The sequence below is a fragment of the Amycolatopsis kentuckyensis genome (genome assembly GCF_002155975.1).
GTDB classification, from domain to species: Bacteria; Actinomycetota; Actinomycetes; order Mycobacteriales; family Pseudonocardiaceae; genus Amycolatopsis; species Amycolatopsis kentuckyensis.
Map to the genome: position 1 here is coordinate 22,242 of NZ_MUMI01000262.1, position 26,114 is coordinate 48,355.

Annotated in this window: 22 protein-coding genes and 1 tRNA gene; 12 read left to right on the top strand and 11 right to left on the bottom strand. The window is 71.2% G+C overall.

All coding sequences use genetic code 11. The annotated features are described in order from the left end of the window. Positions 1-49: 49 nt before the first annotated feature. Both CCN39_RS49515 and CCN39_RS24835 read right to left on the bottom strand, forming a co-directional pair. Positions 50-232, bottom strand: a complete 183-nt coding sequence (locus CCN39_RS49515) for a hypothetical protein (protein ID WP_143264137.1) — start codon at positions 230-232, stop codon at positions 50-52. A gap of 112 nt (positions 233-344) precedes the next feature. After that, entirely contained in the window at positions 345-575 is a 231-nt protein-coding gene (locus CCN39_RS24835; protein WP_208630365.1) for a hypothetical protein, read from the bottom strand. A gap of 267 nt (positions 576-842) precedes the next feature. On the opposite strand from CCN39_RS24835, the gene CCN39_RS24840 reads away from it, so the two are divergent. The 6 genes from CCN39_RS24840 to CCN39_RS24865 all read left to right on the top strand — a co-directional run bounded on the left by CCN39_RS24840 (position 843) and on the right by CCN39_RS24865 (position 7,181). Beyond that, positions 843-1,571, top strand: coding sequence for a class I SAM-dependent methyltransferase (locus CCN39_RS24840; protein WP_244210986.1), 729 nt, complete (start codon positions 843-845; stop codon positions 1,569-1,571). A 60-nt stretch (positions 1,572-1,631) separates the two neighbouring features. Further along, entirely contained in the window at positions 1,632-3,122 is a 1,491-nt protein-coding gene (locus CCN39_RS24845) for an MFS transporter (RefSeq protein ID WP_086845811.1), read from the top strand. Positions 3,123-3,124: 2 nt separating this feature from the next. After that, the gene (locus tag CCN39_RS24850) at positions 3,125-3,682 is read left to right on the top strand and encodes a TetR/AcrR family transcriptional regulator (protein ID WP_086845813.1); all 558 of its coding nucleotides are present in this window, start codon (positions 3,125-3,127) and stop codon (positions 3,680-3,682) included. A gap of 147 nt (positions 3,683-3,829) precedes the next feature. After that, on the top strand, positions 3,830-4,384 hold the full coding sequence (locus tag CCN39_RS24855) for a snapalysin family zinc-dependent metalloprotease (protein ID WP_086845814.1): 555 nt from the start codon (positions 3,830-3,832) through the stop codon (positions 4,382-4,384). Between the two features lie 99 nt (positions 4,385-4,483). Next, a complete protein-coding gene (locus CCN39_RS24860; protein WP_244210987.1) occupies positions 4,484-5,599 on the top strand; it encodes an alpha/beta hydrolase in 1,116 nt (371 codons plus the stop codon). A 130-nt stretch (positions 5,600-5,729) separates the two neighbouring features. Then, positions 5,730-7,181 (top strand): family 43 glycosylhydrolase, encoded by a 1,452-nt coding sequence (locus CCN39_RS24865; RefSeq protein WP_086845816.1) that lies wholly within the window; start codon positions 5,730-5,732, stop codon positions 7,179-7,181. Between the two features lie 44 nt (positions 7,182-7,225). Here the strand turns inward: CCN39_RS24865 and CCN39_RS24870 are convergent, their stop codons facing one another. The 7 genes from CCN39_RS24870 to CCN39_RS24900 form a co-directional block, all read right to left on the bottom strand. Further along, on the bottom strand, positions 7,226-9,445 hold the full coding sequence (locus tag CCN39_RS24870; protein WP_086845818.1) for a beta-L-arabinofuranosidase domain-containing protein: 2,220 nt from the start codon (positions 9,443-9,445) through the stop codon (positions 7,226-7,228). Between the two features lie 58 nt (positions 9,446-9,503). Then, positions 9,504-12,185 carry an RICIN domain-containing protein gene (locus tag CCN39_RS24875; RefSeq protein WP_244210988.1) on the bottom strand — a complete coding sequence of 894 codons (2,682 nt, stop codon included), beginning with the start codon at positions 12,183-12,185 and terminating at the stop codon, positions 9,504-9,506. A 31-nt stretch (positions 12,186-12,216) separates the two neighbouring features. Then, positions 12,217-13,293: an RICIN domain-containing protein gene (locus CCN39_RS24880; RefSeq protein WP_086845822.1), complete on the bottom strand. Its 1,077-nt coding sequence runs from the start codon at positions 13,291-13,293 to the stop codon at positions 12,217-12,219. A gap of 120 nt (positions 13,294-13,413) precedes the next feature. Continuing rightward, complete coding sequence (locus CCN39_RS24885; RefSeq protein WP_086845824.1) at positions 13,414-15,294, bottom strand: glycoside hydrolase family 127 protein; 1,881 nt, start codon at positions 15,292-15,294, stop codon at positions 13,414-13,416. 13 nt (positions 15,295-15,307) lie between these two features. After that, a complete protein-coding gene (locus tag CCN39_RS24890) occupies positions 15,308-16,111 on the bottom strand; it encodes a carbohydrate ABC transporter permease (RefSeq protein WP_086845826.1) in 804 nt (267 codons plus the stop codon). After that, positions 16,108-17,034 carry a carbohydrate ABC transporter permease gene (locus CCN39_RS24895; protein ID WP_086845827.1) on the bottom strand — a complete coding sequence of 309 codons (927 nt, stop codon included), beginning with the start codon at positions 17,032-17,034 and terminating at the stop codon, positions 16,108-16,110. The genes CCN39_RS24890 and CCN39_RS24895 overlap by 4 nt, the downstream gene beginning before the upstream one ends. 2 nt (positions 17,035-17,036) lie before the next feature. Next, positions 17,037-18,344 carry an ABC transporter substrate-binding protein gene (locus CCN39_RS24900; protein ID WP_086845829.1) on the bottom strand — a complete coding sequence of 436 codons (1,308 nt, stop codon included), beginning with the start codon at positions 18,342-18,344 and terminating at the stop codon, positions 17,037-17,039. Between the two features lie 176 nt (positions 18,345-18,520). On the opposite strand from CCN39_RS24900, the gene CCN39_RS24905 reads away from it, so the two are divergent. Then, on the top strand, positions 18,521-19,552 hold the full coding sequence (locus CCN39_RS24905) for a LacI family DNA-binding transcriptional regulator (protein ID WP_086845830.1): 1,032 nt from the start codon (positions 18,521-18,523) through the stop codon (positions 19,550-19,552). Between the two features lies 1 nt (position 19,553). Here the strand turns inward: CCN39_RS24905 and CCN39_RS24910 are convergent, their stop codons facing one another. Continuing rightward, positions 19,554-21,437 carry an alpha-galactosidase gene (locus CCN39_RS24910; RefSeq protein ID WP_086845832.1) on the bottom strand — a complete coding sequence of 628 codons (1,884 nt, stop codon included), beginning with the start codon at positions 21,435-21,437 and terminating at the stop codon, positions 19,554-19,556. A gap of 138 nt (positions 21,438-21,575) precedes the next feature. Here CCN39_RS24910 and CCN39_RS24915 point away from each other — a divergent pair, with 138 nt between their 5' ends. The 3 genes from CCN39_RS24915 to CCN39_RS24925 are packed head-to-tail and all read left to right on the top strand — an operon-like array spanning position 21,576 to position 22,957. Next, entirely contained in the window at positions 21,576-21,734 is a 159-nt protein-coding gene (locus CCN39_RS24915; protein WP_086845834.1) for a CopG family transcriptional regulator, read from the top strand. Position 21,735: 1 nt separating this feature from the next. After that, on the top strand, positions 21,736-22,080 hold the full coding sequence (locus tag CCN39_RS24920; RefSeq protein WP_086845836.1) for a VOC family protein: 345 nt from the start codon (positions 21,736-21,738) through the stop codon (positions 22,078-22,080). 1 nt (position 22,081) lies between these two features. Beyond that, positions 22,082-22,957, top strand: a complete 876-nt coding sequence (locus CCN39_RS24925) for a class I SAM-dependent methyltransferase (RefSeq protein WP_086845838.1) — start codon at positions 22,082-22,084, stop codon at positions 22,955-22,957. Here the strand turns inward: CCN39_RS24925 and CCN39_RS24930 are convergent. Next, positions 22,911-23,540 carry a TetR/AcrR family transcriptional regulator gene (locus tag CCN39_RS24930; RefSeq protein WP_086845840.1) on the bottom strand — a complete coding sequence of 210 codons (630 nt, stop codon included), beginning with the start codon at positions 23,538-23,540 and terminating at the stop codon, positions 22,911-22,913. The genes CCN39_RS24925 and CCN39_RS24930 overlap by 47 nt on opposite strands. Positions 23,541-23,698: 158 nt before the next feature. Between CCN39_RS24930 and CCN39_RS24935 the strand changes: the two genes are divergently transcribed. Beyond that, positions 23,699-23,771 (top strand) — tRNA-Ser (locus CCN39_RS24935). A 24-nt stretch (positions 23,772-23,795) separates the two neighbouring features. Continuing rightward, positions 23,796-26,039, top strand: coding sequence for a hypothetical protein (locus CCN39_RS24940; RefSeq protein WP_086845842.1), 2,244 nt, complete (start codon positions 23,796-23,798; stop codon positions 26,037-26,039). Positions 26,040-26,114 lie beyond the last annotated feature (75 nt).

A 26,114-nucleotide genomic window follows, 5' to 3' on the forward strand; every position in this document is an offset into this window, starting at 1 on the left:
ACATAGAACGCCCCGGGCCGGAAGGGTTCGCGGATAAACTTGCGGCAACTCAGGAGGACGCCTGGGACGAAACGGGCCGGGACGCCGGCGCACGGGCGTTGAACCAGCGCCTGGTCCCGGACCGGCTGCGCGAGCACGGCGAAGCGACGCGGCCCGGATCGCCGTCGCCGATCCGGCGCCGGTCGGCGAGTGCGCCGGCGCGCACGGTGAGCGAATCCGTCGAACGTGCCATGTCCTCGGCCGGACCGGACCCGGACGAGGTCTGTCGACGGCGGTCGGCGCGCCCGAGGTCCCCGACCCTTTCCCACTCCGGGCGCCGCCGCAGCCCGGCGTCCACAGTGGACTTAGTCGGACGGCCCCCGCAGGGTGAGCACCACCCGCAGCACGTACTCCACCGCCGTCGGGAACGCGGCACCGCGCAGCTCGCCCCGATCGGCCAGGTTGCGGGCGGCGAACTCCAGCTCCCGCTCCGGCCCGCCCCGCCGGACGACGAGCTCCGCGATCTCCTCGAAGTCGAGCTCCGGGTGGTCCATGCGCGTCAGGGCGAACTCGATGATCAGTTCTTCGGCCGTCACGTCCGCCTCCTTCCGCTTCCCCCAGCCTACCGGCGAACAGGGCCGTCCGGCCCGGTTCCGGTCCCGACTTCCCCGGGACCGGTGAGGACCTTCGCCCCGACACAACAACCGCGGCGAGGACGACAATTCCCGATGTCGGCAATCCCCTCCCACCCCCGGACGGTGACTGGAATGTTCAGCTTGGCGCCGAGTACGTCAACCGCGACCCGGCAGGCGAAACGGCTCGCCCGGCGAGCCGAGGAGCTCGTTCAGCGGACGTTGACCGGTGTGGGTGCCCGGCAGTCCGAACGCCGGATCTCGACCGATGCCCAGGCGTACTGGCGCGAACCCGCCGGCGACCGGTGGCTCGCGAACTCCCACTGGCGGGACGCGTCGGTGTTCCGGGACAACGACCTGTGGTCCCGCATCGGCCGGGAGCACCTCGAGCTGTTCGAACGCGGCGCCCGGATGGCCGGCTTCACCCGGCCGTGGGACCGGATCGTCGACTGGGGCTGCGGCGGCGGCGCGAACGCCGTGGAGTTCGCCCCGCACGCGCGGGAGTACTTCGGCGTCGACATCTCCCCCGCCACCTTGCGCGAGTGCGAGCGGGAGGTGGCCGCCGTGTGCGACGCGGCCTTCACGCCGGTCCCGATCGACGTCGAGGCACCGGAAGCGGCATTGACGCAGATCGGTGAGCCCTGCGACGTCTTCCTCAGCTTCTACGTCTTCGAGCTGATCCCGACCCCCGAGTACGGCGAGCGCCTGCTCCGGATCGCCTCGCGGCTGCTCGCCCCGGGCGGGCTGGCCCTGATCCAGATCAAGTACGACACGGGCAGCTGGTGGACCCGGCCGCGCCGCCGCGGCTACCGGTCCGGGCTCGCCGAGATGACGACCTACCCGATCGCGGCGTTCTGGGAGCTCGCGTCGCGCTGCGGCCTGACGCCCGCCGCCGTCCAGCTCGTGCCCCGCAACGAACTCGACAAGCACTACGCCTACTTCTTCCTGACGAAGGACTGAAGCGGGGAGTGGCCGGTCTCACGAGGGTTACTGTACCGTCCAGACGGTATAGTAACCTTCATGACCAGCACCCTGCCGTCCTCCGTCCGGCCGTTGAGCCCCCGGCGTCGCTGGGCCGCGCTGGGCGTCCTCGTCGGCGCCGTGCTCCTGCTCGCCGTCGACGGCACCGTGCTGTACCTGGCCGTGCCGTCGCTCACCCGCGAACTCGCGCCGACCGCCACCGAGATCCTGTGGATCGGCGACGTCTACTCCCTCGCCCTGGCCGGGCTGCTGGTCACGGCCGGGAACCTCGCCGACCGCTTCGGGCGCAAGAAGGTGCTGCTCATCGGTACGGCGGCGTTCGGGCTCGCCTCGGCGCTGGCCGCCTTCTCCCCCACCGCCGGCGTGCTCGTCGTCGCGCGGCTGCTGCTCGGGATCGCCGGCGCGACGATCATGCCGTCGACGTTGTCGCTGATCCGGACCCTGTTCACCGACCCGCGCGAGCGCACCCGCGCCATCGCCGTCTGGTCGGCCGGGTCCGGCGGCGGCATCGCGCTGGGCCCGCTGGTCGGCGGGGTGCTGCTGGAGCACTACTGGTGGGGCTCGGTGTTCCTGATCAACGTGCCGATCGTCGTCGTCTTCCTGATCGCGGGCGCGTGGCTGCTGCCGGAATCGCGCGACCCGAACCCGGGGCGGTTCGACCTGCTGTCGGCCGGGCTGTCGCTGGCCGCGATCGTCCCGCTGGTCTACGCGGTCAAGCACGCCGTCGGTTCGGGCCCCGACGTCCAGGTGGGGGTCGCGGCCGCGCTGGGGCTGGTGTCCGGGATGCTGTTCCTCCGCCGCCAGCGGCGGGCCGAGGCGCCCCTGATCGACGTCACGCTGTTCCGCAACGGCGCCTTCAGCGGCGCGGTCCTGGCGAACTTCATCGCCGTCTTCGCGCTGATGGGCCTGCTGTTCTTCTTCTCGCAGTACCTGCAGCTCGTCCGCGGGTTCTCCCCGCTGCAGGCGGGGTTCGCGGAGATGCCGGCGACGCTCGCTTCGATCGCCGTCGTGGCCGCGGTCGGCGTGGTCGCCGGCCGGCTCGGGCGGGGCCGGGCCGTCGCGGCGGGGCTCGCCGTGGCCGCGCTCGGCCTCGCGCTGGTGTCGGTCGCCGAGCGGGCACCGCAGTACTGGTGGCTGGGCCTGACACTCGTCCCGGTCGGGCTCGGCGTCGGGCTGGCGCTGACGCTGACCGTCGATTCGGTGCTGTCCGCCGTCCCCCGGGACAAGGCCGGCTCGGCGTCGGCGATCTCCGAGACCGCCTACGAACTCGGGGCGGCGCTGGGCATCGCGATCCTCGGCTCGGTGGTGAACCTGGTCTACCGCGCGTTCCTGCCCGCGGGCCCGGTCCCGGCCGAAGCCCGCGACTCCCTCGCCGGCGCCGCGAGCGTGCTGGCCCCGGGCTCGGAACTCGCCCACGCCGCCCGCGAAGCGTTCACCGGCGCCATGCAGGTGACGTCGCTCGCGGCGGCCGCTGTCACCGCCGTGGCCGCGGTGATCGCCTGGCGTACCATTCCGTCCGGAAAGGACTGACCATGCCTCGCAAAGCCGGGCGCAGCCCGGAGGAGACGCGCCGCGCCCTGCTCGACGCCGCCGCGACGGTCATTCGCACCCGCGGCGTGTCGGCCTCGCTGGACGACATCGCCCGGGCGGCCGGCGTGTCCAAAGGCGGGCTGCTGTACCACTTCCCCGCCAAGGACGCCCTGGTGCGCACGCTGGCCCAGGACCTGCTGGACGAGTTCCGCAGCGAGGTCCAGGCCGCGCTCGACCCGGCCGACACCGCGCCCGGCCGGCTGACGCGCGCGTACGTCCGGGCGTCGCTGGACACCTCCCACGACGAGGTCGCGGTCCGCGAGACCATCGCCCTGATCGCGCTGCTGATCTCGATTCCGGAGATCGCGGAGCTGGCCCGCGCGGACGCGCAGAGGTGGGAGCGCGAACTCCGGGATGACGGCCTCCCGCCCGACGTGGTCACCCTGGTGGTCGCGGCCGCCGACGGCGCGAGCACGGCGCCGCTGTGGGGCGTGGGCATCGACGTGGCGGCCGCGCGGAGGCTGGAACAGCAGCTGCTCGCCCTGACCCGGACGCCCTGACCGGCCGCTGTCAACAGACTTCGGTATTGGGAAATCACCACTTTCCGCCCCCTACGTTAGTCGGCTCCGGCGAAGGTGTCTTGGCGGTAAATTCTCGACAGCGCGCGCAATTCCGGCAAATCCCCGTCCCCCACGAGGAGTCTTCCGATGTCGAGGAAGTTCGCCCTGGCCGGCGCCGTTGCGCTTGCCCTGACCGTGACCCCGCTCGCCGCGGGGACCGCTTCGGCCGCCACCGCGCAGGAAGCCGCCGTCACCACGGTCTACTACAGCACCGCCAGCGCACCGACGTTCCGGTCGGTGATCAACGCCGGTGCCGCCAACTGGAACCGCAGCGTCACCAACGTCCGGCTCGTCGAGCGCAACTCCGGCGCGAGCCTGCGCTACACCGAGGGCAACGACCCCCGCGGGTCCTACGCCTCGACCAACGGGCACGGCAGCGGCACCATCTTCATCGACTACACCCAGGCCCGCCAGTACAACCCGACCCGCATCGCGGCGCACGAGACCGGGCACGCCCTCGGGCTGCCCGACCACTACTCGGGCCCGTGCTCCGAGCTGATGTCGGGTGGCGGCCCCGGCCCGTCCTGCACCAACGCGGTGCCGAACAGCGCCGAGCGCAGCCGGGTGAACCAGCTGTGGGCCAACGGGCTCGCCGCGACCAACGCCGAGCAGCGGGTCTACGAGACCGTCTACGGCTTCTGAGCCCCCAGGGTGGTGGCCCGCCCGGGCCACCACCCTGACCGGGTCGTTCTCGGTGATCATCCCGATGTGCCGCACCCAGACCGTCAATACGGTCAAACCATGCGAAAACCACTCGTCGCCGGGCTCGCCGGTGTCCTGCTCCTGACCGCGCTCCCCGCCTCCGCGGCCGCGGCCACCCGCCTCGCGTTGCCCGCTCCCACCGGGCCGTATGCCGTCGGCAGCGTCGATCTGCACCTCGTCGACCCCGCACGAGCCGATCCCTGGGTCGCCGGGACGACCCGCGAACTCATGGTGACCGTCCGGTACCCCGCCCGGGCGGGCGGCGGCGCGGAAACTCCCTACCAGGCACCGGAAGCCGCCAATCTGCTCGCCGAGGAAGACGCGCGGACGCTCGGCATCGCCGCCGACCGGCTCGACTACACCTTCGCCACGCACGCCCGCACCGGCGTGCCCGCGGCCGGTGGGCGGCGGCCGGTCATCCTCTACTCCCCCAGTGCCAAGTACCCGCGGTCGGTCGGCACGGCGCAGCTGGAACAGCTCGCGAGCGAGGGCTACGTGACGGTGGCGATCGACCACACCCACGAGCCCGCGGCGGTGGAGTTCCCCGGCGGCCGCGTCGAACGGCGGGTGCTGCCCTCCGGCCCCGACGCCGGGCGGCAGCTCATCGCCACGCGCGTGGCGGACACCCGATTCGTCCTCGACGCGCTGGAAACCCTGGCGCGGGGCGGGAATCCGGACGCCGAGCACCGCGCACTCCCGGCCGGGCTGGCACCGGACGTCTCCCGCGCCGGCATGTTCGGCCACTCCGCGGGCGGCTTCACCACCGGCGAGACGATGGTGTCGGACACCCGGCTCGACGCCGGGGCCGACCTCGACGGCAGCATGGCGTACTCCCAGTCGAACCGCGAGTACGGCCGCGTCGCCGACGAAGGCCTCGACCAGCCCTTCCTGCTGCTGAGCGCGGGCAACCACAGCGCGGCCTCCGACCCTTCGTGGCAGGAGTTCCTCGCCCACCAGCGCGGCCCGGTCCGGACCCGGCACCTCCCGGACGGCGAACACTTCAGCTACACCGACTACCAGGCGCTCCTCCCCCGCCTCGGCCTCGCCCCGGCGTCGATCGCGCCCTTCGTCGGGACCGTCGACCCGGAGCGGAGCGTCGCCGGCCAACGGGCGGCACTGAGCGCTTTCTTCGGCCGATTCCTCGCACGGGGATAATCCATTCCAAGCAGCACCGGATAGCCGATTCCCGAAACCGGGAATCGGCTGTCTTCCCTGTTCACGCTCGCATTTCCGGCGTAAAGTCGCAGACTCCGGTTTCTCTCCTTCTCGTCGATGTGAGGGCACGATGCGGCGATCACCCTGGCCGGCGGCGGCAATTCTGCTGGCCGGCCTCTTCGTGGCGGCACCCGCGCGGGCGGCGACCACGTTCAGCAGCACGATGGTGAACCAGGGCACCGGGAACTGCGCCGAGGTGCCCGACGGTTCGAGCGCGGTGCAGCTCGTCCAGCGCGGTTGTTCGGCCGCGGCGAACCAGAGTTTCACCTTCACCCCTTACCAGAACAGCACCGACGTCTACACGATCGCGACGATGACCGCGGGCAGCTGCGTCGACATCTACGGCGCGTCCACCGCCGACAACGCGGCCGTCATCCAATACGCCTGCCATTCCGGCACGAACCAGCAATTCCGCCTGCAGGCCGTGGGCACGAACACGTTCACCGTCGTCTCCGTCGGTTCCGGCAAGTGCGTCGCCCCGGCGGCGAGCGGGGCCGGGCTCGTGCAGCTGCCGTGCACGACGGCGGCGAGCGGCGTCTGGCGGATCGCCGCCGGGACGAGCGCGGCCACCTTCACCAACCCGCTGAGCCAGCACGGCCCGGACCCGTGGCTGCAGTACTACAACGGCTACTACTACCTCGCCACCACGACGTGGAACTCGACAATCACCATGCGGAAGTCCCGCACGCTCGGCGGGCTGGCCGCCGCGCCGGACACGGTCGTCTTCACGCTCACCCGGCCCAACGGCGCCGGGACGATGTGGGCGCCCGAATTCCACCTGCTCACCGGGCCGAACGGGCCGCGCTGGTACCTCTACTACGTCGCCGGTCGCGAACCCTACGACCTCGGGACCCAGCGCATCCACGTGCTGGAGAGCGCCGGCACCGACCCGATGGGGCCCTACGGCTTCAAGGCCGACCTGCTCGATCCGACCCAGGACAACACCTGGGAGCTGGACCCGAGCATCCTGCAGCTCAACGGGCAGCTCTACCTGCTCGGCACGTTCTACAACGGCTCCCAGCCCAACTTCATCCGGCCGCTGGCCAACCCGTGGACGGCGAGCGGGACGCGGCACCTGCTGTCCAGCCCGAATTACAGCTGGGAAACCGTGGGCGGCGCGGTCAACGAAGGCGCCGAAGTCCTGCAGCGCAACGGGAAGACGTTCATCGTGTTCTCCGCCAGCCACTGCTCCACTCCCGACTACAAGCTCGGCATCCTGACCTACAACGGCGGTGACCCGCTGCAGCAGTCGTCGTGGGTCAAGTCCGCGCAGCCGGTCTTCCAGCGCAGCAACGCGAACTCGGTGTTCGGGCCCGGCCACAACGGGTTCTTCAAGTCCCCGGACGGCACCGAGGACTGGATCGTCTACCACGCCAACAACTCCGTGAACGGCGGATGCGACATGAACCGCACCACCCGCGCCCAGAAGTTCACCTGGAACGCCGACGGCACGCCGAACTTCGGCACCCCGGTGGCGCTGGGCACCCGGCTCCCGGTCCCGTCCGGCGAAACCGCGCAGTGAATCCGGGAGGCCAACCCGGAGCACCCGGGGTGGCCTCCCGGCCTTCAGCCGACGACGATCCGGTCGATGTCCGGCGCCCAGCCCGAGCCGTTGCCGAGCCGGATCGTGTTCGCTCCCGCGGCCAGCGTCAGCGTCACCTGCACCGATCCCACCGTGTCCCAGCCACCCGTGCCGGGTGTGGCGACCGAGACCGCGGCACCACCGTTGACGCTGACCGTCAGCGAACGGGCCTCACCCGAGGCGTAGAAGATCGTCACCGGGTGCGCACCCGCGGTTGCGTTCACGCCGTTGAACTGCAGGTAGTTCGCCGACCCGCCACCGACGTAACCCACCAGGGCACCGCCCGAAGCACCGGACGAACTCCGCACCGCGGCCTGCCCGGCCAGGGTGCCCGCCTCGGCCTCGTAGGACGTCCCGGTCGGCGGCGAGCCGGTCAGCCGCCAGTACACCGTGTACCGCTGGTGGTGCGTCGCGTAGAACGGCAGCAGGGTGACCGCGCCCGTGCTCGCGGTCCCGGTGAAGCGCAGCGGGTTCGCGGGGTCCTGCTTCACCGTCCCCGTCTGCAACGTCGGCAGCGCACTGAGGTTCGTCGACCCGTACTGGCCCGCGAGGACGATCGGGCCGTACTTCGCCGCTCCGACGCCGCCGTCGTCGTTGGCCCGCGGGAACGTCAGCGACGCCGGGACCGACACGTCGACCACGTCCCCGGCCGCCCACGTCCGGTCGATCGTGAAGTACGACCCCGGTGCCGGGCTGCCCTGGGCGACGCCGTTGACCTTCACCACCGCACCCGTCGTCCACTTCGGAATGCGGATCTTCAGCGCGATGTGCCCCGCCCCGCCGATCGTCAGCTTCGTGCTCGGCGAGGTGGGGAACGTCGTGTCCTGCCGGACGGTGATCCCGCGGCCCGGCCAGGTCAGCACCGAGGCGATGAACAGGTTGACGTACAGCGTCTCGCCGGTGAAGAAGTAGACGCTGTCGGCGAACTTCGTCTGCGATTCCATGCCCGTGCCGTGGTCGCAGGTGAAGTCGTCGTAGTCGTTGGCGTAGGTCTTGATCCCGCCCGCGCGCAACGGCGTGTAGTAGGTGACGAACCCGTGGCTCGAGTTCGGGTCCTGCTCGCCGAGGATCTGGTTGAACAGCGCGAGCTCGTAGTAGTCCATGTACTCGGGCGCCGGATCGGTGAAGAACAGCTGCCGGGTCAGCTTGAGCATGTTGTAGGTGTTGCAGACTTCGCACGTGCTGTCCGAGAGCCGGCTCGCGATCGCGTCCGGCGTCTGGAAGTACTCGCCGTCGGAGTTGCCGCCGATCACGTACGAGTGGTGGTCGAGCACGATCCGCCAGAAGTTGACCGCGATGTCGCGGTAGCGGGTCGTCCCGGTGGCGTGGTACTCGCGGATCGCGCCGATGATCTTCGGAATCTGGGTGTTGGCGTGGAACCCGGAAAGCCGGTCCTGGTTCGCCGCCAGGGGGTCGAGGATCTGGGCGTGGTCGAACCGCTGGGCCGTGGCGAGGTGGTTCGCGTCGCCCGTCACCTGGTACAGGTTCGTCAGCACCTCCGGCATCCCGCCGAACTCCGTGCGCAGCGCGGCCTGCATCTGCGAGGTCGACAGCGGATCGGTGCGGGTCTTCGTCCAGGCCGCCTTGCGCAGCAGGACGTCGAGGGCCTGCTGGTTGCCGGCCAGGAGGTACTGGTCGAGCAGCCCCGCCATGATCTTGTGCAGCGTGTAGTAGGGCGCCCAGACCGACTGGCCGCTCTCCAGCCGGTCGAAGAAGGTCTCCGGGAACGCCGAGAGGTAGCCGGTGTGGAAGCCGCGTCCCGGCGCGGCCGCCTGGCACGCGGCCAGCGCGTTGACCAGGTAGTCGCCCTTGGTCTTGTACGCGGTGTCGCCGGTGTTGGCGTACGCCTGGGCCAGCCCGGACAGCAGGTGGCCGGTCGAATGACCGCGCAGTTCCGTGCCGGGGCTTTCCCAGCCGCCGCAGGGCTGGGCCGAGCTGGCCAGGCCGGCGTTGGTCCGGAAGGTGTGCAGCAGGCGGTCGGCGTCGACGAACCGGAAGTACGCCAGCTGCCGGTTCATGTTGTCGAGGAACGGCCCGGCCTGCAACCGCACCGCGCCCAGCGGGAACGGGAACACCGAGACGCCGATGTCGGGACGGGAGGCCGCCGCGGCGGTACCGGCGAAGGCCGGGGCCAGTGCGGCGCTCGCGGAGAGGGCGCCCACGGCTTTGAGCAGCAGGCGGCGGTCGAAGGTGGGTTCGCGCATCGTCGCGCCTTTCGCTGGGGGCGGGGTGCGCCGCGGCCGCGGCGCACCCCGGGGAGGTTCAGCTCGCGAGGGTGATGGTCACCGTGTTCGCGCTCGCGGTGACCGTGTGCGTGGCCGCGTCGTAGCTGCCGCCGCTGACCGAGGTGACGCCGGTGGAGAAGAACACCGGCAGCTGGATGGCGACCGCGCCGCCCGGCAGGCTGCCCGACAACGACACCGTGACGACCCGTGCTCCGCTCGAGCCGCTCACCGCGAGGGAGACCCCGTAGGTGGACCGGCTGCCCGAAGCCACGTCGTAGGTGTTGGTCAGGTTGCCCACCGAGATGGTCTGGCCGGGCGCGATCCAGGAGTTGGGCACACCGCGGCCGATGTAGAGCGGCCGGGTGAAGGTGTACGGCCCCGAACCGCTCGACGCCAGGCCTTCGGCCACCAGCGACTCCAGCAGGCCCTGCTGCTGCCCGGCGATCGGCCACGCGTACGGGCACGCGCCGAACTGCGGGCCGGCGTGGCTGCCGATCCACGGGTTGGCCGAGCTCGGCCCGCTGCCGTTGGCCTCCCACCAGGCGTTCGGGCCGCCGGTGGTGGTCTTCAGCTGCCAGGCGTAGCTGGTGATCGGCAGGTCGCGGTAGTTGTTGGAGTACAGCCCGTCGGACGAGTACGACGTGTTGTACGCCGTCGAGTACCCGTTGAACGCCCCGAAGGTCGGGAACGGGTAGCCGTTGGCCGACAGCCGGTTGAAGCCCCACTGGTACATCCGGTCGATCTGGCCCGGGTCGCCCATGATGCCGGTCAGCGTGCCGCCGGAGAGCATCGTCGACCACTGGTTCTGCCCGACCCACCCGGGCGAGGCCCAGTTGGCGTCGTTGAAGGTGTTGCAGCGGTTGGCGCTGTTGGGCTTGTCGACCTCACAGGGCAGGTAGGTGAAACCGTTCGCGGCCTGGTTGCGGCCCACGACGGTGTTCAACGCGTTCAGCAGCGCGGTGTAGGCGGTGTTCGCCCACGTCGCTTCGGCGGTCTGGCCGATCTTGGTCGCGATGTACTTGTAGGACGCCAGCATCTGCAACGCCGAGAAGTTGCTGAACAGCCACCGCCCGGTGGAGTCGTTGTCGAAGTTGGCCTGCAGCGTCCCGTCCGAGGCGAGCTGGGCGGGGTACTTCACCCGGGCGATGGTGCGGAGGCTGGGTCCCCACGCGCCGGTGTCGTTGAAGTACTGGCTGACGAACGCGGTGTCGTTCGTCTTCGCCAGGTACGTCGCCCAGGAGCCCATCGTCTTCCAGACGCCGTCCCAGTACCAGTTGGCGCCGACCTCGTCCCAGCCGTCCTGCTGGGAGATCCGGGCGGTGAGCAGCAGGTTGCGCGCGTCCCGGAAGTCGCCGGTCTGGAACTTGGCGGTCAGCTCGCCGGGGACGTCGTGGTTGAGGATCCAGTTGTAGTTGTTGGCGCCGGAGAACTGCGCCTTGCCCACCTGCATGATCAGGTTGTAGATGGTGCCCGCCTTGTAGGCGTTCGTCATCGCGGTGCCCGGGTTCGCCAGGTTCCCGGTGTTGGGCAGGGTCGTGTTCGGCAGGCTGAAGGTGTTCGTCTCGGCCAGCCGCGAGTTCCAGTACGACGTCATCTGGCCGTACGCGGTGTCGTAGTTCGGCGCGTTCGACGACAGCGTGGAACCGGTCGGCAGGGCGACGCCGCTGCCGAAGTTGTCGACCGCCACCACGAAGTCGTGGTTGCTGGTCTGTCCGGCCGCGACGGTGTCCAGTGTGGACGAAGTCAGCCGGACGAGCCCCGGGCCGGAGCCACCCGGCGGGACGGTCACCGAGCCGGAGCCGTTGTTCTTGATGGACACGCGCGTGTAGACGAGCATGACCGCGGAGCCGTTGATGGTGACCTTGTCGGCGAAGTTCTTGATGGTGATCCCGACGTTGCCGGAGGTCCGGGACGTCGTCATCGCCGGCAGGTAGCCGTTGTCCTCGGTCCACTGCACCGACTGCGCACCCGGGTTGCCGCCGTAGGTGTAGGCGCTGAACGAGTACATCCCGCCGCACAGGCCGTTGTACGTCGTGTTCACGCCGCGGGCGAAGAACGACCCGGACAGGTAGCTGAAGACCGGCCAGTAGTTGCCGTCCCAGCCGATCGCCGTGGTGTTCTGGAAGCCCTGGCCGTACGGGTCGTTGGGCGTCTGGAAGTTCGTGCCGTACGACCGCGGCAGCCCGGAGTTCTTGCACGCGTTCGGCGCCAGGTTCGGGATGCCCTGGTAGGCGTCGGACGTGCCGGGGACGTAACCCGGCACGCGCCAGGCGCTCGCGCTCGAACACGGCAGCTGGACGAGCGCGCCGTTCGCCGGGGTGATGCACTTGCCCGAGCTGACGGCGACGACGTTCAACGTGTTCGTCCCGGCGGATTGCAGCCGGAACTGCTGGTTGGTCTCCCCGTGGCAGGCGTACTGGATCACCGCGGCGTTGTCCGCGGTGGACGCGCCGTAGATGTCGACGCAGCTGCCCGAGGTGAAGGTGCCGATGGTGTAGGTGTCCCCGGACGCCGGGGTGAACGTGTACGACTGGCCGGCACCGGAGGTGCAGGCGGTCTGGGTCAGCTGGACGGCGCTGTCGCCGTTGGGCACGGTGGCGCACTGGCCGCTCGAGGAGTTGACCATCGTGCTGGTGAACGTGGCCGCGGCGTTCGCCGGGACCACCACTGCGAAGCCGGCCGCCAGGAGGGCAGCGGCGAGCACTACCGGACGTTTCATCGGGGTCTCCGATTCGGAAGGTTCAGCGGGCTCAGAAGAGGAACGAGCCGTACGGGCCGGTGAGGATTCCGTTCTTCTGGCTCTGGCTGAAGTGCGTGTTCGGGTAGTCGTAGAACGACGCCGACATCGGCGTCCCGTCGGTCGAGGTGGAGTCCGGCAGGCCGAAGGCGTGGCCCAGCTCGTGCACCATGCCGCCGTACCACCGGTTCATCGGACCGTTGATCCCGGCCGCGCCGTCGGCGTCGTGCTGGCAGAGGATCACCCAGCCGTTGCCTCCGCCGCCGCCCGCACCCTCGCCCTCGGCGATGACCTCGCCGACGTTGATCCACCGGCTGTCGCCGTCCCGGACACCGAACCGGCGCACCAGCTCCTGCTGCATGTTGAACACGGCCCACCAGTAGCGCTCGCCGCCGTTGGGCGTGTTCTCGTACCAGCTCTTCACGTGCTCGCCGGTGACGACCTGGACGACCGGTTCGGTGAGCCGGAACGTCTTGCCCAGCTCCTGCCGGTAGTACCGCTGCGCTTCCCGCACCACGTTCGCGATGCCGTCCGGGTAGCGCTGGTCGTAGGGCACGTCGGACGGCCGCAGGAGCCACACCCGTACGGTCTTCTCCGGCGGGTTCTGCGGATCCCCACCGGACTGGTAGCCGGGCAGCCGCCACGCGGCGGCCGTGCCGCAGGCCAGCTGGACGAGCAGGGCGTTCACCGCCGTGACGCACTTGCCCGAGCCGACCGCGACCAGCGTGAAAGCGCTTCCCGTAGCCTGCAGGCGGAACTGCTGGTTCGTCCCGGAATGACAGGCGTACTGGATCACCGCGGCGTTGTCCGCGGTGGACGCGCCGTAGATGTCCATACAGCTGCCCGAGGTGAAGGTGCCGACGGTGTAGACGTCACCGGACACCGGGGTGAACCGGAACGACTGCCCGGCGCCGGAATTGCAGCCCGCCCGGGTCAGCTGCACCGCACTGGTGCCGTCGGGGACGGTGGCGCACTGGCCGCTCGCGGCGTCGACCACCGTGCTGGTGAACGCGGTCGCAGCCTGTGCGGTGGCCACCGGGAGCAGACCGGCCACCAGGCACAGCACCACGGCAGCAGCCAGCCTGAGCACGCCACGGTTGTGCCGAAATACCAAAGGACGCGTCATCGGGTCCTCGCAATCTTCGGTTTTGTTAGCGTTAACAGGTCACGGCTGGGTGCGCTCCCGAATGCCGACCAGGGTGAGCAGGGCCTACTCGACGGCGACCGGGAGCCAGACCCGCATCGGGCCGGGTGCCCGGTTGCCCCACAGGAAGTACGGCACGGCGGTCAGCTCGACCGGCTCGCCGGGCGCAGTGTCCCCGACGCCGTACAGCTCGTCCGACGTCGGGACCTCGACCCGGCCGACGGCGGTGAGGGCCACCGGCACGTCAGGCAAGGACACGTCGGAGAACGGTGCCGCCGGGTCGATCCGCACGTCCTCGAGGACCACGCCGTCCGGCAGGTCGGCTTGCTCCACGCAGTACACGAGCGGCCCGCGCGTCACGGCGACGCAGCCGCGCACGGCGTCGATCCGCGGGTGCGGCCGGACGACACGGGCGGGCATCGGCAGGTCGAGCGTCACCGTGGTGCCGCCCGTCCAGTCCCGCCGCACCTCCGCGTAGCCGTCGCGGACCTCGGCGGGCACACCGTCGAGCAGGGCGCCCTCGGCCCAGCCGGGGACGCGCAGGGACAGCATGAGCGGGGTCGCGGTGGTCACGGTCAGCTCGACGCGGCCGTCCCACGGGTACCGGGTGCGGGTTTCGACGCGGACGTCGACACCGTCCACAGTGGTCTGGATCGTCCCGGCGGTGTACAGGTGCACCTGCAGCCCGCCGGGGTCGGTGGTGGCCACGTAGCCGGACAGCGAGGCGACCAGCCGGGCGAGGTTGGGCGGGCAGCAGGCGCACGAGTACCACGGCAGGCGCTGCGACGGCGCGTCTTCGTGCGAGCCGTCGTGGCCGGTCCGCAGGTGCAGCGGGTTGGCGTAGAAGAAGTGCGTGCCGTCGAGGGCGGTCGACCCGGCGATCGCGTTGTACAGCGCGCGTTCCATCTCGTCGGCGTACTGGCCTTCGCCGGTGGCCAGCAGCAGCCGCCAGTTCCACTGGAAGCTCGCGATCGCGGCGCAGGTCTCGCCGTACGCCCGGTCCGGCGGCAGCTCGTACGGGTCGCCGAACGCTTCGTCGCGGTGGCGGGAGCCCTGGGCGCCGGTCAGGTAGGTCTTGGCGCCGAACGCGTCGGCCCACAGCCGGCGGGCCGCCTCCAGCAGCGCGTCGTCCCGGGTCTCGACGGCGACGTCCACGACGCCGGCCAGCAGGTAGAGCTGGCGCACGACGTGGCCGGCGACTTCGTCCGCCTCGCGGACCGGGACGTGGTCCTGCAGGTACCGCGAGCCGAACCGCTCGCCGTCGAGCAGGCCGCGGCCCCGCAGGTCGAGGAACCGCAGCGCCAGGTCGAGGTACGGCCGGTGGCCGGTCACCCGGTACAGCTCCACCAGTGCGGTCTCGATCTCCGGGTGCCCGTCCACGTCGTCGACCGTGCTGAACCGCTCCACGATCAGGTCCGCGAACCGCCGGGCGACCGTGACGAGCTGGGCACCCACCCCGGCCCGCGCGGCGGCGACGGCGGCCTGGATCAGGTGGCCCGCGCAGTACAGTTCGTGGCTCCAGTGCAGCTCCCGCCACTTCAGGTCCGGCTTGTCGACGGTGAAGTAGGAGTTCAGGTAGCCGTCCTCCTCCTGGGCCTTGGCCACGAGCGCCGCGGTGGAGTCGAGGAACGCGCGCAGTTCGGCGTCGCCCGGGTCGCGGCCGAGCTGCCAGGCGGCGGCTTCGAGGGTCTTGTAGACGTCGGAGTCGGAGAACCACATGTTGCGGCGGTCGGCGTCGACCTCGCCGGTGACGCGGCGGAGGTTGTCCAGCGCGCCCGCCGCGTCCAGCTGCTCGACGCAGTGCGGCAGGGTCCGGCTCGCGTTGCGCGCCTGCCAGCCGCCCAGGAGGCTGTCCGGTGCGAAGGCGACCGCGCCGAGGAACAGCGGCCGCAGCGCCGCCCTCGCGGTGGAGGTGGGGTGGACGGGCCCGAGGATGCGTTCGGTCATCGAGTGCTCCTTCTCAGCCCTTGAGGGCTCCCGAGGTGAAGCCGCGGACGTAGTACCGCTGCAGGACGAGGAAGACCGCCACGCACGGCAAGGCGGAGACCACCACTCCCGCTTGCAGGGCCCCGAAGTCGACCGAGCCGAGGCTGCCGGACTGGAGGTTGAACAGCGCGACCGGCAGGGTGAACTTCTCGCCGTCGGTGAGGAAGATCAGCGGGGCGACGAACTCGTTCCAGGCGGCCAGGAAGGAGAACAGCGCCACGGTGACGACGCCGGGCAGGACGCCACGCAGCAGCACCCGCCGGAGCGCGCCACCGATCGAGCAGCCGTCGATCAGCGCCGCCTCCTCCAGTTCCACCGGCAGCGCCTCGAAGGAGTTGCGCATCATGAACAGGCCGAACGGCAGCTGGAGCACGGCCATCACCAGGCCCAGGCCGAGCAGCGAGTTCTGCAGGCCGAGCCAGCCGAGCAGGATGTAGAGCGGGACCAGGATCGTCGTGTAGGGCACCATCAGGATGGCCAGGGTGACCAGGAACAGCAGGGTGCGCCCGGGGAAGGCGAGCCGGGCCATCGCGTAGCCGCCGAGCGTGGTCGCCACCACCGTGACGGTCACCGCGACCAGCGCGACGACGGTCGTGTTGACCAGGTAGGTGCCGAGGCCGCTGCCGTAGTCGGCGAGCCGCCGGTAGTTGTCCGTCCCGGCGTCCCCGGCCTCCCGCCCGGTCAGCGACGAATACAGCGTCCACAGCAGCGGCAGCAGGAACAGCACCACCAGGGCGGCGCTCGTGACGTGCAGGCCCGCGGCCCGCAGCCGGTTCACCTCCCCTCCCGGCGGATCAGGCGCAGCTGGGCGACGTTGAGGACGATGAGCACGGCGAGCGTGGCCACCGAAACCGCGGCCGCGCGCCCCAGGTCCTGGGACAGGAACGCCTCGCGGTAGATGTCGATGACGACCGTGGCCGTGTCGTGGCGGCCGCCGGTGAGGATGAAGAACTGGTCGAACGCCAGCAGCGAGCCGGTCAGTGACAGCACCATCGCCAGCGCCAGAGTCGGCCGCAGCAGCGGCAGCGTCACCCGCCACAGGATCTGCCACCGGTTCGCGCCGTCGATGCGCGCGGCCTCGTACAGCGCCGGGTCGATGCCCTGCAGGCCGGTCATCAGGATGAGCATGTAGAACCCGGCGAACCGCCAGGTGATCATCCCGACCGCCGAGCCGAGCGCGCTGCCGCCGGAGCCGAGCCAGTCCACCCGGCCCAAACCGAGGAAGTCCACCAGGTGGTTCAGCGCCGACGAGTCGGTGTTGAACAGGCCGTAGAACAACAGGCTGGTCGACGCGAGCCCGACCGCGCTGGGCAGGAAGAAGACCGTGCGGGCGAAGCCGGTGCCCCGCCGGTCGTGCTGGACCAGCGACGCCAGCCCGAAGGCCACGAGGCTGAGCACGACGGTGGTGACCAGCGTGTACTTGAGCGTGAACCAGACCGCGCGCAGGAACAGCGGGTCGCTGAGCGCGTCGTAGTTCTGGACGCCGTTGGGGTGGGACGCGCCGACCAGCGGCCAGTGGCTGACCGACATCCACAGCATCAGCCCGAGCGGGATGACGAAGAAGACGGCGACCAGCACGGCCATCGGGGCGGCGTAGGCGATCCCCAGCCGGCGGCGGCCCCGGGCGATCGAGCCGCGGCGGCGGGGTGCCGGCGCCGGGGTCTCCGGCGCCGACACCCGCGGGGGAAGCAGCGACACCATGATCAGCTGCCGCCGGAGAGGGACTCGGTGACGGCCGCGTTGTGCTGCTTCAGGATCGATCCGGCGTCACCGCCGCCGAAGACCGCGTCGATCACCGTCGCCGTCCAGGGCCCGTTCGTGTCGTTGAACGTCTTGCCGAAGTTGACCGAGATCGGCGTCTGGCCCTGGCTCGCGAGCCGGTTGAACACCCCGAGCCGCGGATCCTGCTTGGCGTAGGTGTTGTCCGCGAGGTCGGACCGGACGGTGATGTTCTTGCTCTTCGCGACGACGTCGACCTGGGCCTGGTCCGACAGCGTCCAGGCGATGAAGTCCCACGCGGCCGCGGCGTGCGTGCTGTTGCCGCCGATGCCGAGCACGTCCCCGCCGACGAACGACGAGCTGCCGCCCTTCAACCCGGGGATCGGGGCGACGCCGACCTGCAGGTTCGGCCCCTCCTTCATGCCCTGCAGGGCGGTGGCGCCCATCGGCTGGATGCCGATCTTGCCGTCGAGGAAGGACTGCGTCCAGGTGGGCCCGGACTCGTTCTTCGCCGACGCCGGCACGACACCCTCGGTGTAGAGCTGCCGGAGCCAGGAGTAGACCTGCGCGGCCTGGGGGCTGTCGAGCGTGGCCGCGGTGCCCTGCTCGTCGAGCACCGTGCCGCCGGAGGCCCAGATCATCGGCCAGCTGGTGAACAGCTGGCAGCCCGGGCAGGCACCGCCGAAGAAGTAGCCCTTGGTGTCCCCGCCGAGCGCGGCGATCTTGCGCGCGTCGGCGGTGACTTCGTCCAACGTGGACGGTGGCTTCTCCGGGTCGAGACCGGCCTTGGCGAACAGGACCTTGTTGTAGAACACCGCGGACAGGTCGATGTCGTGCGGCACGGCGTAGTGCTTGCCGCCGGCGGTGGCCGCCTTCATGTGGGCCGCCGCCAGGCTGCCCTTGAACGGCAGCTGCGTCACGCGGGCGGTGAGGTCGAGGAACAGGCCTTTGGCCGCGTAGTTCGGCGCGTAGACGACGTCGGCCGCCAAGAGGTCCGGCAGCTGTTTCGCGCCCGCGGCCGTGCCGACCTTCTGCTGGTAGGAGTCGGCCGGGAAGACGGTCAGCTTCACCTTGTTCTTGTGGCTCGCGTTGTAGGCGTCGATCAACGTCTGGCTGAAGGTCGCCGTCGGCGAGCGGGTCCACATGGTGATCGTGGTGCCGTCGTCCACGCTCGAGGTGTCCCCCGCGGCCGCCCCGGACGGGCCGCTCTGGCAGCCCGCGAGGACGAGTACGCCGGCGACGGCGGCCGCGGCACGCCCCCACCGCGCCCTGGTTCGGATGTGCGAAGTCATCGACTCTCTCCTATCGGGAGGCCGCCGCCTGCGGTGTCGAAGAAGCAACCGGGAAAATTTCAGAAACCGGTTTCCGACTCAAGCTAGGGCCGTTCGAGCAGCGCGTCAAGCGACCGTTTGCCGTAGACAAGCGGGTTACGCTGGGTTGCGGACGGCGACGGAGGTACTGTGCCACCATGCCCCCGCGGAAACTTTCGGAAACTCCCGGCGCCGTTGCGAAGCCGGCCACGATCAGCGAGGTCGCGCTCCTGGCCGGCGTCTCGGTCGGCACCGCGTCGAAGGCGCTCAACGGCCGCGGGTCGCTCCGCGCGGAGACCCGGCAGCGGGTGCTCTCGGCGGCCGAGCAGCTGGGGTTCCAACCCAACCGGGCGGCCGTGACGCTCAACTCCGGGCGCACCTACACCGTCGGCATGATCACCACCGACACCATCGGCCGGTTCAGCATCCCGCTGATGATGGGGGCCGAGGACGCCCTCGGCGCCGGCGAGATGTCGGTCTTCCTCTGCGACGCCCGCGACGACCCGATCCGCGAGCAGTACTACCTGCGCACGCTGCTGTCCCGCCGGGTCGACGGCATCATCGTCACCGGCCGCCGGACCCAGGCCCGCCCGCCGATCGGCGCGGACCTGCCGATCCCGGTCGTGTACGCCTTCATCAGCTCGACCGATCCGCACGACTGTTCGGTCGTGCCGGACGAGGCCGGCGGGACGCGCAAGGCCGTCGAGCACCTGCTGGCCACCGGACGGCGCCGCATCGCCCACATCACCGGTCCCGAGCGGCACCACTCGGCCACCGTGCGCGCGGCGGCCGCCGCCGGACGGCTCGCCGAGGCCGGGCTCGAGCCGGCCGGGCTCCCGATGTTCGGCGAGTGGAGCGAGGCGTGGGGCCGGCAGGCGGTCCGGATGCTGCTGGGCTCGGGCACCGCCTTCGACGCCGTCTTCTGCGGCAGCGACCAGATCGCCCGCGGGGCCGCGGACGCGCTGCGGGCGGCCGGCCGCCGCGTGCCCGGCGACGTCGCCCTGGTCGGCTTCGACAACTGGGACGTCATGGCCCTGGGCTGCCAGCCGCCGCTGACGAGCGTCGACATGGAGCTGGAGGCGCTCGGGCGGACCGCCGCCGACCTCCTGCTGGCGGCGATCAACGGCGAGCCCTCCCCCGGCCGGCACACCCGGCCGTGCCGGCTGGTGATCCGGGAGTCGACGGCCTGACTCAGCGCCGGGTCCACTGCTGGTTGGCGCCACCGCTGCAGCCCCAGAGGATGATCTTCGTGCCGTTCGCGGTGGCGGCGCCGCTCGCGTCCAGGCACAGCCCGGACACCGCGTTGGTGATGGTCCCGTTCGCGTTCGTCGTCCACTGCTGGTTGCGCTGGCCGTTGCAGTCCCAGACGACCACCGCGGTACCGTTCGCCGTCCCGCTGTTGTAGGCGTCGAGGCACTTGGTGCCGTTGACGACGAGCTGCCCGCGCACCGGCACCCAGGTCTGGTTCGGGCCCGCGGCGCAGTCCCACAGCTGGGCCTGGATCCCGTTGGCGATGCCGTTGTCGTTCACGTCGGCACAGCGGCCGGACTGCGCGCCGACCACCTCGACACCGGCCGTGCCCGGGAGGGGGAGGACGGCGATGTCGGTGACCTGCGGTGGGGTGCCGGAGAACGTCAGGGAGTTCGTTCCGTTGCCCAGCGACACCACCGCGGAGACGGTCTTCGCCACGCCCCCGGTGGCCGGGAACGCGACGACGGTCGGCTGCTGGCCGTTCACCGCGAGGGCCGGGGTTTGCGTGGTGGTCGCGTTGTAGGTGAAGGTGGCGATGGCCAACCCCGTGGCGGCCGCGGTGATCGTCGTGCCGTGCGTGGCGGCGGCGTCGGTGCCCTGGACGGTCAGCAGCACGGAGTCGTCGGCCGGGACGGTGACGCTGTACCCGGTGGCGAAGCTGCCTTTGTCGGCGGCGGCCCAGAGGTTGCGCACGGCGGCCGAAGCCGGCGTCAGGCCGAGGTCGGCCCACCGGACGTTCATCGTCGCCGCCGAAGACGTCCGGTTGAGCAGCACCACCGCACGCTTGCCGGAGCCACTGAGGACCTTCGAGTAGACCTGCAGCCCGGCGGCGTCCTCGGCGACCTTGACGCCCTGCAGGCCGCGCGGGTCCTGGTCGACGGCGATGACTTCCCGGTTCGTCAGGATCGCTTTCGTGGCCGCGCTCATCGTCGCCAGGTTGTTGCCCGCCAGCAGCGGCGCACCCGAAATCGACCACAGGCTCAGCTCAGTGCGCGCCTGCGCGTCGGTGAGGCCGGGCATGCCCACGGTCAGCATGTCCGGGTCGTTGACGTACCCGGTGTGCTGCGACACCGGGTGCTGCGCCTGGTCGAAGTTGGTCAGCACCTGGCCCAGGTTCGCCGTCTGGCCGTAGTAGATGATGTCCGTGCTGGTGCGCCACATCGGGGCCGTCCCGGCGCCCCAGTTCCACGGGTTCTTCTTGCCCCAGTTGCAGATCGACAGCGTGAGGGTGCGCCCGGTCTGCGCGGTCGCGGCCTTGTTGGCGTCGCTGATCGCCCGGTAGGTGCTCTTCGGGTCGAGGCCTTCGGCGTCGCCGCCGCACCAGTCGACCTTGACGAAGTCGAAGCCCCAGCGCTGGAACTGCAGCATGTCCTGGAGGTAGTGGCCTTCACTGCCGCTCCCGGGCGCGGCGGGCCGCCCGGTCGGGTAGTAGTAGCCGCAGCCGTCGCGGCCGGCGTCGGTGTAGATCCCGGCCTTGAGTCCCTTGCCGTGCAGGTAGTCCGCGATCGCCTTCATCCCGCCCGGCCACTCGGCGGTGTCCACGGTGATGTTCCCGCCGCTGTCGCGGGTGCCCTGCCACCAGCCTTCGTCGATGTTGACGTAGCTGTACCCGGCGTCCTTCAGGCCGGCCGAGACGAGCGCGTCGGCCTGCGCCTTGATGGTGGCGTAGTCGATCTTCGCGGCGAAGGTGTTCCACGACGCCCAGCCCATCGCCGGCGGCGGGACGGCCACCTCGGCGGCGGTCGTGCTCGCCGCGGCGGCTCCGGTTCCCGGGAAGATTCCGGCGATCAGCGCGAGCGCGGACAATCCGTGGCGCAGCTTCATGGCAGGGCTCCGACTTCGTCGTCGAAAACTGTTAGCGCTAACAAAGACGCCTGGATTGTTGACCTCGCACGACGCGGCGTCAAGGGGCCGGACGGCGGGACTTGCGGGGTTAGCTTGCTAGCATGCTAGCCTCGTGGGGTGGGCGATGACGACGTCAAGCAGTTCAACGTGTACCTGCCGATCGGCCTGATCCGGCAGGTCAAGCACCGGGCCGTCGAGACGGAGCAGTCACTCTCGGCGCTGGTCGCCGCGGCGCTGCGCGCCTACCTCGAGACCGATCCCGCAGAGGAGCACTGACATGACGACCGAGGGCATCGAGGCGATGTACCTGGAGACGCACAACTGGGGCAAGGCGGCCAAGTTCTTCCAGGCGCTGGGGTACGAGATCGACTTCGCGACCGACCACAACTCCGGGCAGCTGCGCAACGGCGACGGCCCCTGGCTGTTCATCGCCGAGGTGCCCGAAAGCCGGCCGCCGCGGACGCAGATCGTGTTCAAGGTCGCGGACGCGGACGAGTTCGAGGCCGGCGAGATCGTCGAGGTGGTCACCCCGTTCGAAGAAACCCATTACGGGACCAGGGAAATGACCGTCCGCGATCCGGACGGGCGCACGTGGACGCTGTCGGCGCCGGGCGCGTCCTGACGTGGCCGCGCCGGACAGCACGGCGGTGCGGACCGCGTTGTGGCGGGCCCTGCACGTCGCCGTCGATCTGCCGCCCCACGTGTTCGCCGACGACCTGGGCCTGCGGCTGGCCGATCCGGGCGACGGCTGGCGGCACCGCGACGACATGGACCCGGCGACCGCCGGCCGGTACCGGGCGGGCATGGTGGCCCGGGCCCGGTTCGTCGAAGACCTGGTCGCCGAGCAGGCCGGCCGGGGTGTCGGCCAGTACGTGATCCTCGGCGCCGGGCTGGACACGTTCGCCCAGCGGCGCCCGGACATCGCGGCCCGGTTGCGGGTGTTCGAAGTGGACCGGCCGGGACCACAGGCCTGGAAGCGCGACCGGCTGGCCGAACTCGGCCTGGACGCACCGGAGTGGCTGCGCTTCGTCCCGGTCGACTTCGAAACGACGTCGTGGTGGGACCGGCTCACGGCCGCGGGTTTCACCGCGGGCGAACCGGCGATCGTCGCGTCCACCGGCGTCAGCATGTACCTGACGAAGGAGGCGAACGCGGCCGTGCTGCGCCGGATCGCCGGGTTCGCCCCGGGCTCCACGCTCGCGATGACGTTCATGCTGCCGGCCGAACTGCTCGACGACGGCGAACGCGCCCGCCACCAGGCCACCGCCCGCCGGGCGGAGGCGGCGGGGACACCCTTCGCCAGTTCCTTCTCCCCCGCGGAAATGCTGGCGATGGCCCGCGAAGCCGGGTTCCGCGACGTCGTCCACGTGTCGGGCACCGAGCTGGACGCGCGGTACTTCGCGGGCCGCACCGACGGGCTGCGGGTCGTCCGGGGCGAGGAGTTCCTCGTCGCTACGGCCGGGGCTGCTGCCCGAGGTACGCCCGCAGCATCGTCTTGACCGGTTCGAGGAGTTCGGGGGCGCCGTCGCCGCGGAAGGCCTCCTGGATCACGGCGTCGGCGGCGAGGAACGCGGTGCGGCACGCGACCGCGGCTTCGTAGTCGTCGCGCAGGAGGTCCTGCGCGACGAGAATGCGGTGCACGCCGGTGGCCATCACGCGCTTGTGCGCGACGTCGGCTTCCCGGGTTCCGTCGGTGAGGCCGCGGCCGAACCACAGCGCGCGGAACCCGGGTTCCGCGCGGTAGAGCCCGGCGAAGGCGTCGACGAGCAGGCCGACGGGATCTTCCCAGGTCTCTTCGGCCGCCCGCTCGGCGAACGACGTCATGAGGTCTTCCAGGCGGGCGAGGTAGACCTCACCCAGGGCTTCGGCGATGGCGTCGCGATCCGGCAGGTACTGGTAGAGCGCCCCCACCGACACGCCCGCCTCCGCGGCGACCCGCGTGGTGGTCAGCGCCTCGACACCGTCCGCGGCGAGCAGCCGGTCGGCGGCCGCCAGCACCTGGGCCAGCTTCTGCCGCGAGCGCGCCTGGCGTGGCACCCGGCGCAGGCGGACGCCCGTTTCGATCGGCTCCGGGCCGGTCATGCGGCCTCCAACCTGAACGTGACTTTGATTCGGATTTATTCTAACCAGGCCGCCGGCTCTCCGCAGCCGGAGCGCAAAAGCCGGTCGCGCCGAGCCACCCGCTGCGGTTACCGTTGGCGCCGCGGGAAATCGCCCGGCGTGATCGGCGGTTCCCGCAGCTTGGAGTAGTTCAGCAGGCAGAACACCCGGCTCGAATCCGGGAAGGCGCAGGTTCGAATCCTGCCTCCAAGTCCGGTTTCACCAGGGGGAGTCCACATGGCACAGGAGGCGTCACCCGGTTACGCCTACGGGCAGCTCGAACGAGCGCTGCGCACCGCGTCGTCCACAACGGACGGACAGGTCCGCCGCCGCGCCCTCGCCAAGGCCGGGCGGTGGCACGCGGTGCTCGCCGGCATGGCCGACGGATCGCTGGCGGTCGGCTCGCGGACCCCGGTGGCGGACACCCCGGCGTGGGTGACCCTCGAGGTCGCGCACGGCGGGTTCGCCACCGGCCGGTACCTCGCGGAAACTCCGGTGCGCCCGGAGGAACTCGCCGCCGTGCCGGCCGGCGCGCCGGGCCGCACCGAACGCGAGCGCGTCAACCTCGGGTACCTCACCGACGCCGGGCTCGCCGCCCTCCGAGCGGCCCTCGCCACCGAGGCCTACCGCGTCGAATTCCCGGAGGACGCCGCGCTGCCCGTGGTCGCCTGGCTGCTCGGCCACGGCCACGCCGAAGCCGCCCTCGACCTGGTCGCCGAGCTGCGTCCGGTGCTGCACCGGCTGCGCCTGACCCCGCTGCCCGGCGCGGCCCCGCGGCCGTCCGGCGCGCTGGTGCGGCTGGCCACGGTCGGCGAGGTCCGCGAAACGCTGCGGTCGGCGACGACCAAGCCGGCGATCGCGGCGATGCTGGAGACGCTGCGGGTGTGGCACCCGCTGTACGACCGGCTGGTCGCACTCTGGGCGGAGACGGTCGAAGGCGAGCTGCCGCGGCTGGGCGAGGACGGCGTCACCGGCGGCTGGCCGTGCCGGACGTGGCCCGAAGGCTGGGGATCGCGCCGGGCGCAGTGGCTCGCGGACTACGCGACGGCGTGCGCGCGGCACACGGCCTCGACGTCCCACGCGCACCCGAAGGGCAACTTCGCGCGGCTCTGCCGGGCGTTGCGGCGTTGCCGGTTCGCGTGTGTGGAACTCACCGGCCGCGACGTCGGCTGGATCCGCCGCGCGCTGGCCAACACGATCACCAAGCACGGCGAGCCGGGCTCGGAGCGGCGGGCCGCGCTGCGGGCGGTGCAGGCGGCGGTGGCCGCGCGCCCGACGCACGCGGAGCTCGCGGCCGTCCTGGCCGGCCGGCTCGACGCCTACCCCGGCGACGGCGGTCTCCCCGCGCTCGACCCGGTCGTCGCCGACGCCGTCCCGCCGCACCTGGTCGCGAAGGTGGCCCGCGCGCTGGAGGCACCGGTCGAGGAGCTGGTCGCGCGCGGCGTGATCACCTCGGGCGACGTCCTGGCGGTGGTGCTGCCGCAGATCACGGCACAGCTGATGGCGGCGAACGTCGAGGACGAGCGGCTGGCGGCGTTGTACGCGCAGACGTACGCGGCCTTCCGCCGTCGCCGCGGGCTGCTGCTGCTCGACCTCGAACAGCAGGTCCGGCTCGAAGAGCTGCCGTGGATCCGCGCCCTGGAGCCGTTCCGGGCCCGGCGTCCCGACGTCGCCCGGGCGGCGCGGCAGACGCTGACCCAGACCGTGCTGCTGGCGCTCGGCTCGTTCCCCCAGGCGATCCTGCCGAACACACTGCTGCGCGAGCTCGGCGCACTGGCCAAGCAGGCGGGGCTCCCGATGCCACTGCTGGAGGAGCTCGCGGCGGACATCTTCGTGGGCACGTTCACCGGCAAGTGGCGCACCGCGGCGGCGGCGACCAGCCGCATCATGGCGGGCACGCTGTACGCGAGGTACTACGACCTGCCGGAGGAGTGGACGGCACCGCCACGCAAGCTGCTGCGCCGCACGGCGGACGACTTCGCGGCGGTGTGCGAGGCCCGCGCCGGCCGGCGGCGCAGGTCGGTGGCGGGCAACGGGATGGTGATCGAGCAGAGCCAGATCCTCACGACGCACAACCTGGCGGTGCTGGTGGACACGCTCGACCTGGGCTCGCGCCTGGCGGGTCCGGAGCGGGCGCAGCAGGTGTTCACGTGGGTGGTGCGGCAGCTGTCCGGGCAGCGCTGGTGGAGCCGGCAGCTGGTCAAGAACGTCGCGTACGCGTGGCGGCAGGCGATCTTCTTCTTGAGCTTCTGCGCGGAGGAAGACCAGCGGGCGACGGTGGCGCGGCTGGGTGAGCTGGTGACGCAGGCGGGCCTGGACGGACGGTTCGGCCCGGCGGTGACCGGCTTGGCGGCGGTGGTGGAGGGCGCGCGGTTTTCGCCGGACGGCACGCTCCCCGGCGGTTCGGCGGACGGCACGCTCCCCGGCGGTTCGGGACGGCGGTTGCTGGGCTGGACGACCGGCCCGCACTGGTGCCGGTAGCGCGGTCGCCCTCGCCCTCGCCCCCGCCGAGCGCAGTGCACGGCTCGTTCCTGGCGGCCGGCGCCAGGAACGAGT